Source organism: Hominimerdicola aceti, assembly GCF_025567495.1.
Classification (GTDB): Bacteria; Bacillota; Clostridia; order Oscillospirales; family Ruminococcaceae; genus Hominimerdicola; species Hominimerdicola aceti.
Genome location: NZ_JAOQJZ010000001.1, coordinates 312,442 through 325,280, shown reverse-complemented (window position 1 = coordinate 325,280; position 12,839 = coordinate 312,442). Strand labels below are relative to the sequence as shown.

At 43.3% G+C, this 12,839-nt stretch carries 13 protein-coding genes; 11 read left to right on the top strand and 2 right to left on the bottom strand.

The features are described from left to right. The first annotated feature begins 9 nt into the window (after positions 1-9). Entirely contained in the window at positions 10-1,008 is a 999-nt protein-coding gene (locus OCV57_RS01690) for a GGGtGRT protein (protein WP_022288287.1), read from the top strand. A 212-nt stretch (positions 1,009-1,220) separates the two neighbouring features. On the opposite strand, the gene OCV57_RS01685 is transcribed toward OCV57_RS01690, so the two are convergent. Continuing rightward, a complete protein-coding gene (locus tag OCV57_RS01685) occupies positions 1,221-1,757 on the bottom strand; it encodes a nitroreductase family protein (RefSeq protein ID WP_267300291.1) in 537 nt (178 codons plus the stop codon). A gap of 149 nt (positions 1,758-1,906) precedes the next feature. On the opposite strand from OCV57_RS01685, the gene OCV57_RS01680 reads away from it, so the two are divergent. The 10 genes from OCV57_RS01680 (at position 1,907) to OCV57_RS01635 (ending at position 12,235) form a co-directional block, all read left to right on the top strand. Next, positions 1,907-2,608 (top strand): ABC transporter ATP-binding protein, encoded by a 702-nt coding sequence (locus OCV57_RS01680; RefSeq protein ID WP_178086268.1) that lies wholly within the window; start codon positions 1,907-1,909, stop codon positions 2,606-2,608. Between the two features lie 11 nt (positions 2,609-2,619). Then, positions 2,620-4,872, top strand: a complete 2,253-nt coding sequence (locus tag OCV57_RS01675) for a beta propeller repeat protein (protein WP_267300290.1) — start codon at positions 2,620-2,622, stop codon at positions 4,870-4,872. A 45-nt stretch (positions 4,873-4,917) separates the two neighbouring features. After that, positions 4,918-5,580, top strand: coding sequence for an orotate phosphoribosyltransferase (gene pyrE / locus OCV57_RS01670; RefSeq protein ID WP_041337243.1), 663 nt, complete (start codon positions 4,918-4,920; stop codon positions 5,578-5,580). Positions 5,581-6,003: 423 nt separating this feature from the next. Beyond that, positions 6,004-6,204, top strand: coding sequence for a 50S ribosomal protein L31 (gene rpmE / locus OCV57_RS01665; protein WP_022288282.1), 201 nt, complete (start codon positions 6,004-6,006; stop codon positions 6,202-6,204). A 55-nt stretch (positions 6,205-6,259) separates the two neighbouring features. Next, a complete protein-coding gene (locus OCV57_RS01660) occupies positions 6,260-6,880 on the top strand; it encodes a YigZ family protein (RefSeq protein ID WP_041337241.1) in 621 nt (206 codons plus the stop codon). Between the two features lie 119 nt (positions 6,881-6,999). Further along, complete coding sequence (locus tag OCV57_RS01655) at positions 7,000-7,995, top strand: deoxyguanosinetriphosphate triphosphohydrolase (RefSeq protein WP_267300289.1); 996 nt, start codon at positions 7,000-7,002, stop codon at positions 7,993-7,995. A gap of 23 nt (positions 7,996-8,018) precedes the next feature. Then, on the top strand, positions 8,019-9,782 hold the full coding sequence (gene dnaG, locus OCV57_RS01650; protein WP_267300288.1) for a DNA primase: 1,764 nt from the start codon (positions 8,019-8,021) through the stop codon (positions 9,780-9,782). Between the two features lie 42 nt (positions 9,783-9,824). Next, on the top strand, positions 9,825-10,925 hold the full coding sequence (rpoD, locus tag OCV57_RS01645) for an RNA polymerase sigma factor RpoD (RefSeq protein ID WP_022288278.1): 1,101 nt from the start codon (positions 9,825-9,827) through the stop codon (positions 10,923-10,925). Positions 10,926-10,941: 16 nt separating this feature from the next. Beyond that, positions 10,942-11,400, top strand: a complete 459-nt coding sequence (locus tag OCV57_RS01640) for an RrF2 family transcriptional regulator (protein WP_022288277.1) — start codon at positions 10,942-10,944, stop codon at positions 11,398-11,400. Next, a complete protein-coding gene (locus tag OCV57_RS01635; RefSeq protein ID WP_267300287.1) occupies positions 11,372-12,235 on the top strand; it encodes a glycoside hydrolase family 25 protein in 864 nt (287 codons plus the stop codon). Before OCV57_RS01640 ends, OCV57_RS01635 begins: the two co-directional genes overlap by 29 nt. A gap of 110 nt (positions 12,236-12,345) precedes the next feature. Here the strand turns inward: OCV57_RS01635 and OCV57_RS01630 are convergent, their stop codons facing one another. Next, on the bottom strand, positions 12,346-12,594 hold the full coding sequence (locus OCV57_RS01630; protein WP_046440767.1) for an AbrB/MazE/SpoVT family DNA-binding domain-containing protein: 249 nt from the start codon (positions 12,592-12,594) through the stop codon (positions 12,346-12,348). Positions 12,595-12,839: the final 245 nt, after the last annotated feature.

Genomic DNA, 12,839 nt, shown 5'->3' with positions numbered 1-12,839 from the left:
TTTGTTACAATGGCTTTATTTGAATCATATGAGAGAAGAGAAAAGCAGATCCTTGCTGTTATCAATCAGTACGGTATCAACACTATCGAAGAGTGTGCTGACGTATGCAAGGCTAAGGGTCTTGACATTTATAAGCTCGTTGAGGGCATTCAGCCTATCTGCTTTGAGAACGCTAAGTGGGCTTACACAGTAGGCTGCGCTATCGCTATCAAGAAGGGCTGCACAAGAGCTGCTGACGCTGCTGCTGCTATCGGTGAGGGACTTCAGGCTTTCTGTATCCCTGGCTCTGTAGCTGACCAGAGAAAGGTTGGTCTTGGTCACGGAAACCTCGGCAAGATGCTTCTTGAAGAGGATACAGAGTGCTTCGCATTCCTCGCAGGTCACGAATCATTCGCTGCTGCTGAGGGTGCTATCGGTATCGCTGAGAAGGCTAACAAGGTTAGAACAAAGCCTCTGAGAGTTATTCTTAATGGTCTTGGCAAGGACGCTGCACAGATCATCGCTAGAATCAACGGCTTCACATATGTTGAAACTGAAATGGATTACTACACAGGCGAAGTTAAGGAAGTATTCCGCAAGGCATACTCTGACGGTCTGAGAGCTAAGGTAAACTGCTACGGTGCTAACGACGTTACAGAAGGCGTTGCTATCATGTGGAAGGAAAATGTTGACGTTTCTATCACAGGTAACTCAACAAACCCAACAAGATTCCAGCACCCAGTTGCAGGTACATACAAGAAGGAAAGACTTGAGAAGGGCAAGAAATACTTCTCAGTAGCTTCAGGCGGAGGAACAGGTAGAACTCTGCACCCAGATAACATGGCTGCTGGTCCTGCTTCTTACGGTATGACAGATACAATGGGAAGAATGCACAGCGACGCTCAGTTTGCTGGTTCTTCTTCAGTTCCTGCACACGTTGAGATGATGGGTCTTATCGGCATGGGCAACAACCCAATGGTTGGTGCTACAGTTGCTTGCGCAGTTGCAGTTGAAGAGGCTATGAAGTAAGGTTTTAAGCTACTTCACAAATCTTGTAATGTGGACAACGATAAGACTTCGTGTTCAAAAGAATATCAGTAAGGCGTTAGATTTTGTTCTAACGCCTTATTTTTATGCACAAAAAGACCTCCCCATGCTGTAAGAAAGGTCTAATGACCAAACTAAAGCGCAGGAAGGTCAATATCACAAATAAAAGCTAAAAAAACTGCATAACTCCCATATTAAAAGAACTTTGCAATATCCTCAACAGCTCTCCTTTTAGGTCTGGCAGGGGCTTCTGCAGGATAGCCAACGGCTATAACTGATACTACGATCTCGCTTTCAGGTATTTCAAGCACCTCACGAAGCTTTTCTCCGTCCCTGATACCCATTACAAGCGAGCCTAAGCCAAGCTCAGCCGCTTTGAGAAGAAGTATCTCATTGTGCAGACCAAGATCGTAAAAACCCCAGCCATTGCCGACTTCATTATCAGGATCACCCTCTTTGTCAAAACCTGCTCTTGTATGTACAAAAGTCGTTACAAGAAGCACCGCATTTTCAGATCTTTCTCTGTTAAATCCAGGCAAGCACTCCTCTCTTACCCTCTTTGTCATCTCGTCGCTGAGAACGCAGTAATACCTTGCAGTTTCAGAGTTTTTCCATGACGGTGCCTCTGTTGCCGCAGCTATGAGCGTTTCTATCTGCTCTTTTGTTACCTTTTTACTGCCGTCATATTTTCTTATGCTTCTTCTGCTTTCAATAAGCTTCTGAAATTCCATTTATATCTCTCCTTGTCAAAATGTGAGGCTCACGCCTATTTCAGATACAATTATAACATATCACTTCCACCATTTCAAGTAGCAAAAGCCCTTGAAATATTCATATTATTGTGATACAATAACGTAAAGACAATATGGGGGTGCAGACTATGAGCTTTGTAAAATTCGAGAACGTTTATAAAAGATACAAAATGGGCGAGATAACCATAAATGCCGCAGACGGTGTTTCATTTGAGATAGAAAAAGGCGAATTTGCTGTTATAGTAGGCGCAAGCGGTGCAGGAAAAACTACTATACTTAATATGCTCGGCGGCATGGATACCTGCGACGAGGGCAAGATCCTTGTTGACGGCAAGGACATTGCCACTTTTAATAAAAAGCAGCTCACAACATACCGCAGATATGACATAGGCTTTGTTTTTCAATTCTATAACCTTGTGAATAATCTTACTGCTAAGGAAAATGTAGAGCTTGCCACACAGATATGCGCACATGCCTCAAAGCCTGAAGAAGTGCTGAAAAAAGTGGGACTCGAGGACAGAATGAACAACTTCCCCTCCCAGCTTTCAGGCGGCGAGCAGCAGCGTGTTTCTATCGCACGAGCATTGGCGAAAAATCCTAAGCTTCTTCTTTGCGACGAACCAACGGGCGCTCTTGATTACAACACAGGTAAAAATATCCTCAGACTTTTGCAGGATACCTGCCGAAATGACGGTGTGACAGTTATAGTCATCACCCACAACTCCGCTATCGCACCAATGGCTGACAGAGTTATAACCGTCAAAAACAGCAAGGTAGACAAAGTTGAGATAAACAAAGACCCTGTTGACGTTTCTACTATCGAATGGTAACGGAGAAATATATGAAACTTCTTTCACCTGTCAAATACGAATATGGCAATCTGAAAATAGGCGGAGGCGGCTTTGTGACAGGTATCACTTTCCACCCCACCGACAGCAAAACGCTTTATATACGCACCGACATCGGTGGTATCTACCGCTATGACTTTGATAAACAAACTTGGGCGTATCTGGCAGACAAAGTTACCGCAGACGACCCTGCACAGACCTATCCCCTTGCAATAGCCCTTGACGAAAACGACCCAAATAAGCTGTTTTTCACCTGCGGAGATAAACGCTCAAATTATATCTGCATATCTTCTGATAAGGGTGAAAATATCACACAAAAGCCTATCCCATGTAGCGTTCATGGAAACGAAGTTGGCAGAGCAACAGGTGACAGACTTATTTACAAAAACGGCAGGCTGTATTTCGGCTCTCAGACCGCAGGAATTATCTATTCTGAGGATATGGGCGAAAGCTGGCAAAGCATAGACCTGTTTGGTGAGAAAAACATCTCGCTTATATGGACAGACAGTGAGGGCAAACTTTTTATCGCAGGCTGTTCAGGTGAAGCAAACTCACCTGACGGTGTAACAAGAGGTCACACTCTGTATTACTCCACTGACGGCTTGAAAAGCTTCGTTCCCCTCACCGCCCCAGACCATGTGAAGTACGAAAACTCCTCCTATTATGGCTTCGTGCCACAGCGTATCACCAGCGACAGCAGATATATATACATCACTTTTGCTTCAAGCGGAGAAGTATTCTACGGTGGCATGGGTGCTTATGCTTGCGACACAGGCTCGCTTTCAGGTGGCAAGGTATACAGATACCGCATTGAAAATGGAGTGACTGTTTTTGACAAAGACATCACCCCCGAGGACCATATCCCATGCGGCTACAGCGGAATATGTTCCAACGGCAAAATGCTTTTGCTATCAACTGTCTGCCGAAAAAATGGCGGAGATATAATCTATACAAGCACCGATAGCGGTGAAAGCTGGAAGATAATAATGAACGGTCTTGAATATAGCCGCTTCGATTGGAATATCCCATACATGAAACCACGATACAACGGCGGCGGAAACTGTGTCCACTGGATAAGCGACATAAAGCTTTCACCTTTTGACAGCGACACAGCCTTGTTTAACACAGGAACAGGTCTGTTCATGATAACAGGTCTTGCAAGCGGAGATGTGCTTGTCAAACCATTCTGCGAGGGCATAGAGGAAACTGTTCACCTTAATGTATACACCACTCCCCATGGCAGGAATCGCATTATAGATATCATTGGCGACCTTGGTGGCTTTGCCTTTGAAGATTATGACAGTGAGTGTGAAAATTCCTTTGCAAACGAAAATGGCGACCGCTACATCACCTGCCTTAATGCTGATCTCACCCTCAGCGACCCCGAATACATCGTCGCAACTCCCCGTGGCAACTGGACGGGCAAAACAAAAGGTGGTCTGATCTTATCCAAAGATTGCGGTTCAACGTGGGAAAGACTTCCAATGCCCCGTGGGCTTTCTGAGTTTATAGACCAAAAGCTTGACAACATCGAAAAGCCTAATGTAGACTCAGGTTGGACAGCGATATCTGCCGACGGCAAACGCATAATGTGGGCTGTTGCAGGCGGCAGAGGCTTTTCTAACAAGGCTGTCTGCTATACCGACGATAAGGGCAAAACATGGCAAAAGTCCATTTTTACGGACAGCAGTGGAAACTTAGCAGATGAACACAACGTAAAAATTTTCTCGGACTATTACAACAGCGATCTTTTCTTCGCCATAGCAGAAAGAGAAAATCTGGGGCTTTACATCAGCCGTGACAAAGGTGCAACTTTCAGAGAAGTGTCCATAAAAGCGGACATAAAGTGTCCACGATACGCTCACTATCAGCTTTCAAGACAGCCAGATAAAAGCGGAGTATTCTGGCTTGCAAACGGCATAAAGGGACTTTACCGCTTTGAGATAAAGAGTGACAGCGTGGGTATAAGTGATATTCTCCCTGAGGACAGGATAAACTGCATAGGCTTTGGAAAAGGACTTGAGGAAACTCCTGCAATGTATGTCACAGGAAATATCAGTGGCGAATACGGCTTTTTTATTTCTGATGATCTGGGCGAAAGCTTCGCACGTATAAATACCGATAGACAGCAATACGGCGTTATACACTCAATATGCGGAGATATGCGAGAACACGGCGTTTTCTGCCTTGCCACAGGCTCTCACGGACTTATGTTCGGCAGACAAAAAAACCTTGCAAAGCCGTAAAAAATGTGGTATAATCAAAATAACATAATTGAAAGGAAGTTCAATATGACCTACAAGGAAGAATTTATAAAATTTATGGTAGACAGCGGAGTTCTCACATTTGGCGACTTCACTCTTAAAAGTGGCAGAAAAGCTCCATATTTCATCAACTGCGGAAACTATAAAACAGGCGAACAGCTTGCAAAGCTGGGCGGCTTTTACGCTGATTGCATAGCTGACAACAAAATACCTGTTGAAACACTTTTCGGACCTGCATATAAGGGTATCCCTCTTGCTGTTTCAGCCGTTATCGCACTTGCAACAAAGTATGGCATTGACGTTTCTTACTGCTTTGACAGAAAGGAAGCTAAGGATCACGGCGAGGGCGGAATGTTCGTTGGAAAGAAGCTTGCAGACGGAGAAAAGGTAATAATCATCGACGATGTTATGACATCTGGCAAGGCTCTCAGAGAGTCAATGCCAAAGCTCAAAAGTGCCGCAGACGTAAACGTAACAGGCATGGTGATAACAGTTGACAGAATGGAAAAGGCACTGGATACTGACCTTTCAGCTGTTGAACAGGCTTATAAAGACTTTGGCGTAAAGGTATACTCTATCGTAAACATCAACGATATCATCAAGGCTATTCAGGACGGTGTTGTTGAGGGCAAAGAGTATCTTGACAAAATGCTGGAATACCGTGCAGCATACGGAGTTGACCACGAATAATAAGCCTGCTTGAGGAAAATTTAAGGTTATTTTAAAGTTACAAATTGAAATAATTTGTAACAGTATTGTAGTGAAATGTAACTTGTCTGTTCTTGAAGTTACAGCCCCTAAAGGCTATAATATGTAATGTAGAACAGAGAAAGAAAAAGAATGTAAACACTAAGATTAAACTCTTAGCTCGTTTCATCCTCTCCAAAATTTTTACACAAGCAAAGGGCAGCCAATGGGTTGCCTTTTTGTTTTGTCGAAACGAGCAGGATAAATGTAAAAAAAGTGTTAAGTGCTTGACAAGTGACGTATATAATGGTATAATAATAAAGCTGATTTGTTCAGCATATTGATAAATACTACATAGAACTACTGTCTAAACTGAAATGATGGGCTTCTATGAGTCATAATTTTAGTTTGGAAGGAGGAAGTCAAATGAGAGAAGGAATTCACCCAAAGTATGAGGAAACAACAATTACTTGCGCTTGCGGTAATGTTATCCATACTCGTTCTACAAAGAAGGATATCAAGGTTGAAATTTGTTCTAAGTGCCACCCATTCTACACAGGTAAGCAGAAGCTCGTAGATACAGGCGGACGTGTTGACAGATTCAAGAAGAGATTTAATCTTGACTAATTTTCAAAGGGAACGGATAATTCCGTTCCTTTTTTCTTTTATATGAGGAAACCAAATGGGATATACAACAATCTATGAGGAAGCTCAGGCGAGCTTTACGGAGAAAAAGTCCGAATTTATCGGGCATATCGCACCTGTCAGCACCGCTGATGAGGCTGTCGCATTTATAAACAGGATAAAAGCCGAAAACCGCAAGGCTAGGCACAACGTCTATGCCTATGTGTTGAGAGAGGGTAACGTTTCACGATACAGCGACGACGGCGAGCCACAGGGTACAGGCGGAGTGCCTGTGCTTGATGTAATAAACAAATCTGGGCTTACAGACGTTTGTGTGGTGGTGACACGATATTTCGGTGGAATACTTTTGGGGGCAAGCGGTCTTACAAGAGCCTATTCTCAGGGTTGTTCAATGGCGGTGAACGCTGCAAGAAAAATGAAAATGTGTGAGTGTTCAAGAATATCCTTTTCCTGCGACTATACACTTTATGGCAAGGTTAGCTATGCGCTGCCTGAATATGGCGTGATAATGGAAAAAGAGGACTTTGCCGATTCTGTAGATCTTGCGTTTCTTGTGAAGTCTGAATTTTCAGACAAGCTGAAAAAACAGCTTACGGATATATCCTGCGGCAAGCTTGAATTGTCAGAAGAAACAAATCTTCTTGCCGATTTTGCGTGAAATTTGTGCGATTATACAAAAACATTCAGCCTTTATGTAAAAATAAAGGCTTTTTTGAACTATTATAGTATATATTATATAGAGTTAGTATGTTTTATATACTGTAAGGGGGAATTTTTGTGCTGCCGAGAGAACAAACCGAGTTGTTTGAAAAACAATTTCTGAGCGAAAACGCCTGCTTGTCTGTTGATTCAAAAGGGCGTAAAGAGCCTTGCGAACCTTGTCCGCTGAGGACGTGTTTCCAGCGTGACCGTGACAGGATACTTCACTGCAACTCTTTCAGACGGCTGAAGCATAAAACTCAAGTCTATCTGTCCCCTGCAGGCGACCATTATAGAACACGACTTACTCATACACTTGAGGTAAGTCAGATCGCACGAACTATCTCACGGGCTTTGCGGCTCAATGAAGATCTCACCGAAGCTATCGCATTGGGTCATGACCTTGGTCATACGCCTTTTGGTCATGCAGGAGAAAGGGCTCTCAACGAGCTTAACCCTGACGGCTTTCACCACTATGAGCAAAGCCTGCGTGTAGTGGATATTTTGGAAAAAGACGGCAAGGGTCTTGACCTCACAGAAGAAGTCCGTGACGGAATATTAAAGCACACTAACATGATAGCCGACACGAAAGAGGGCTATGTTGTGCGATTTGCAGACGTTATCGCCTATATAAATCACGATATCGACGATTCCGTTCGTGCAGGCATTATGACCGAGGAGGATATCCCGAAAAATATCACCAAGGTGCTTGGCGGATCCAAGTCTGAGAGGATAACCACTCTTGTGACCTCGCTTATCAAGGGCGGAGCCGAAAGCCTGCATATGGACGACGAAGTGAGTGACGCCTACACTGCACTGCATAGATTTATGTTTGACTTTGTGTACACAAATCCAAAGTGCAAATCAGAAGAAGTCAAGGCTAAAGACATGATAGCAAAGCTCTATGACTACTATGTTCATCATATCGAAAAGCTGCCTGCCTTTTATATGAATCTCGCCTATCAGTTCGGAATTGACCGTGCTATCTGCGATTACATATCAGGCATGACAGACGGATTTGCCATTGAGACCTTTAAAAATCTGTTTATCCCATTGGGGTGGACAAAGTATTAGCGCATACCCAAGGAGGAAGAAATTTGCCGCTGCCTATAGATTTTATAGAAAGACTTAAAGCTGCCAACCCTATCGCAGAGGTCATGAGCAGCTATGTCACCCTCAAAAGAACAGGCAGAGATTATGTTTGCCTCTGCCCTTTTCACAACGAAAAAACACCGTCCTGCCATATTCACCCTGACAAAGAGTATTTTCACTGCTTTGGCTGCGGAGCAGGCGGAGATGTTATCACTTTTACAATGAAGTACAATAATCTGGACTATTGGGAAGCTGTCAAGCTCCTTGCAGAACGTGGCGGAGTGCCGCTTCCGGAGGATAACGGCTATGACAGCAAGCGCACCGATACCAGAAAGCGCTTCTATGAAATGAATAAAACAGCCGCAAGGTTTTTCTATCATCAGCTAAAGACACCACAGGGCAAGGAATGTCTTGACTATCTTATAAATAAACGTAAGCTCAGTATTGAAACCATAAAGAAATATGGAATGGGCTATGCTCCAAACAGTTGGTCTGCCTTGAAAAGCTATATGCTCTCTGAGGGCTTCACCGAGGAAGAATTGGAGCAAGGCTCGCTTATCTCACGTTCACAGAAGAATACCCGAAATACGTTCGATTTCTTCGTAAATCGTGCAATGTTTCCTTTTATCGACCTTGCAGGTCATATAGTGGGCTTTGGCGGAAGAGCGCTCACACCTGACGATAAGAGAAAATACCTTAACTCAAAAGATACCCTTGTGTATTCAAAAAACAGATTTCTTTTCTCCATGAACTTCGCCAAAAACGCCGCAGTGAAAGATAAGACCATTCTTCTGTGCGAGGGTAATCTTGACGTAATTTCCCTTAATCAGGCAGGCTTTGAGAATGCCGTAGCTTCCTGCGGAACTGCGCTCACCCCTGAGCAGGCGAAGATAATATCCAACTATGCAGACAACGTTGTCATATGCTATGACGCAGATGGCGCAGGTCAGAAAGCCACAACGAGAGCAATAAAAATTCTCGGTGAGACCGGTCTTAAAACCACCGTTATAAAAATGAACGGTGCAAAAGACCCTGATGAGTACATAAACAAATTCGGAGCAGACCACTTTCGCCATTTGCTGAAAAAATCAGACGGTGCAATAGAGTTTGAGCTAGAAAAATGCAAAGACGGCATTGATATGGACACTGATATAGGCAGGATAGATTATCTCAAAAAAGCCTATAAAGTCCTTGCGGATATAAGCTCCCCTACTGAGCGTGAGATATACGCAAAAAAGGTGGCGGCTGAACAGAATGTGAGCATCACAACTGTCAATGCAGAACTTAATGCTATACTTAAAAACCGTCGCTATCAGTATAGCAAAAAGGAATGGACTCGCACTATAACCTTCGCTGACAAGCGTGACACCATAAACCCCGAAGCCAATGAACACAGACGAGAATCCGCCGCCGAAGCGGGTATCATATATTATCTCTACAATAATCATGACGTCTGCGGAGATGTACTCAAAAGGCTTCCGCCCGACAAATTCGTTACCAGCTTCAACAGGCGTGTTTACGAAAGCCTGACGAGCAAGATAACCGATTTGCAGGATTGCTCTGTATCATCTTTTAATGGTGAATTTTCACCCGAGGAAGTGGGTAAGATAACGGAGATACTGGAAAAATACAGTGAACTGGGCATTGACGCCAAGGTCGCTGAGGATTATATAAATGTGCTTTTAAACTACAAGCCGAAGGAGAAACAGGAGGATATATCCGACGATGACTTCTTCAAAAAGTTTGAAGAAATGCGCAAAAAGAATTAGCAAAGATCAACCGATGTAAAAATTGAGATTGGAGTGTTTGAAATGACAGACAAGAAACAGATACTTGATAACCTTATGGAACACGGCAAAACTACAGGCAAGCTCACTACAAAAGAGATAACTGACGCTCTTGAAAAGCTCGACTATGACGTCGAGCAAATGGACAGCTTCTATGATAGCTGTGCCGCAAATAACATTGAGATAATTGATGATATCATCACCGACGACAGCCTCGACATGGTAAACCCAGAAGACGATCTGGATCAGGACGGCGTTGATATTTCCCTTTCAACTGACGGGATCGCTATCGACGACCCGGTCAAGATCTACCTTAAGGAAATAGGCAGAGTGCCGCTTCTTACCTCCGAGGAGGAGATACAGCTTGCAGAAAAGATGTCTAGCGGCAATGAAAAGGACGCTAAAAAAGCAAGAAAAAGACTTGCAGAAGCAAACCTCAGACTTGTTGTTTCTATCGCAAAGAAATATGTGGGCAGAGGAATGAGCTTCCTTGACCTTATCCAGGAAGGCAACATGGGTCTTATCAAAGCCGTTGAAAAATTCGACTATACAAAGGGCTTCAAATTCTCCACATATGCCACATGGTGGATAAGACAGGCTATAACAAGAGCGATCGCCGATCAGGCAAGAACTATCAGAATACCCGTACACATGGTAGAAACTATCACAAAGGTAAAGAAAGTATCCTCACAGCTTCTCCACAAGAACGGTCATGATCCGTCACCTGAGGAAATAGCAAAAGAGCTTGATATGAGCGTTGAAAGAGTAAGAGAGATAATGCGTATCGCTCAGGACCCTGTTTCTCTTGAAACACCTATCGGCGAGGAGGAGGACTCACATCTTGGCGACTTTATCCCTGATGATGACGCTCCGGCTCCGGCAGAAGCCGCTTCACTTGTGCTTCTTAAAGAGCAGATAAATCAGGTGCTTTCCACTCTTACAGAGAGAGAAGAGAAGGTGCTCAGACTGCGTTTCGGTCTTGAGGACGGACGTTCAAGAACTCTTGAAGAAGTAGGTCAGCAGTTCAACGTTACCCGTGAGAGAATACGTCAGATAGAGGCTAAGGCTCTCAGAAAGCTCCGTCACCCTAACAGGAGCAACAAGGTAAGAGATTATCTTGACTAAGTTTCGGAGGAAATAAATGTTTATAACACTTGAGGCGGATTACGCAGTAAGAATAGTATCCGTTCTATGCCGCGAAAAAGACAAAATGGACGCAAAGACCATTTCCAATGATGCCTGCGTTACACTTCGATTTGCGCTGAAGATACTGAGAAAGCTTGTTGCGGCTGATATAGTGAAGTCATATAAAGGCACGCAGGGGGGCTATATCATAAATAAAGACCCTGCACAGCTTACCTTGAAAGACGTTCTTGAAGCCATAGAGGGTACATATTATTTTTCAAGATGTCTTTCCCCAGACTGCACCTGCAACAGAGGTGCAGACGGTATCTGCTGTTATCAGAAAGCTTTTAACGAGATATCTGAAATGGTAAGGAACAAGCTTGACACATATACCTTTGCGGAGCTTATCGCAAATTCTGAGGAATTTAACCGAGAGGATACTGCTAATGAAACGCAGCAAGAAATTCAAGCTTGACAAGGAAGCTATAAACAAAATAGACAGCGAGTATGACGATCGTGACCTTTCAAACTACACAAATTACGAGGTCTACGATGAAGAAAAGCCACGTCACAGATTTCTGAAAAAGCTCGTAAAACGGCTGATAATACTGTGTGCAGTTGTGCTTGTGATAAACCTTGCGGTGCTTTTGTATACAGGCAGACTGTGGTTCAATGAGCCGAAAAAGCGTGACTATCCAATAAGAGGACCTGTTGTAACAGAGTCAATGGGCGAGATACGCTGGAAGAGTTTTGCTAAGCAGAATATCCAGACCGCCTATATAAGAGCCACCAAAGGCACTACCTTTGAGGACGGTGCGTTCCGTGACAACTGGAACGGCTCAAAGGACACTGATATATCAGTGGGAGCATATCATGTGCTTGAGCTTGATACTGACGGCACTAAGCAGGCAGAGCATTTCATAAATGCTGTGGGCGATGATCTAAGCGGCAGGCTTATCCCTGCAGTGGAGGTAAGACTGAGAGGACTTTACAGACTTCTGCCCCCTGACTATTACGAAGCCGCAGATAACCTTGCAGACTTCTGCGACAGGATAGAAAAGCAATACGGCGTAAGACCTGTCATATACTGCACAGAACGGACGTACAAAAACATCGTTGCTTCAGACAGCAGATTTAACAAGGACAAGATATGGTATGAGAGCCTGTTTTCAAAGCCTGACGAGGATATGGATTGGACGTTCTGGACTTATACCAACCGTGTAAAATTCTCATTCTATGAAAGCGGCGAATATCTCCACATGACGGTATTTAATGGCAGCGAAGATGATTTCAAAAAACTTATAATATGAAAAAGCGTGTATGTTTTTGCATACACGCTTTTTTTCATACATAAAATTAAACAGGACAAACACTTTCATGTCCGTCCTGTCTGTTTCATAATATTACTACAAATATGTAATTACTTGTTCTCGCCCTTGAGCTCTGCCATACAAGCTGCACAAATTGTCTTGCCCTTGTATTCAACGCACTCTTCACCGCTTCCGCAGAAGATACAAGTTCTCTGGAACTTCTTCAGAATGATCTTGTCATCATCTGTATAGATCTCGATAGCGTCCTTAACAGCAAGGTCGTAGGTTCTTCTGAGCTCGATAGGAAGAACTATTCTTCCAAGCTCGTCAACTTTTCTTACAATTCCTGTAGATTTCATAAAATCAATCCCCTTTAAATTAATTTGAAACACAAAAATAGTATTTCATTTAACATAAATCTTATGATAAACATATTATAACAAACATAATTACATTTGTCAAGCGTTATCACCAAAATTTCACACTTATTGTCAAAGTTTTTTATATATTAACTTGATATGAATACTAACCGAAAGGAGTGTTAATTATATTAAGCGTAATAATTGTGATATTGTCCCTATCCGCCTTGTTATGCGGTTTTCTT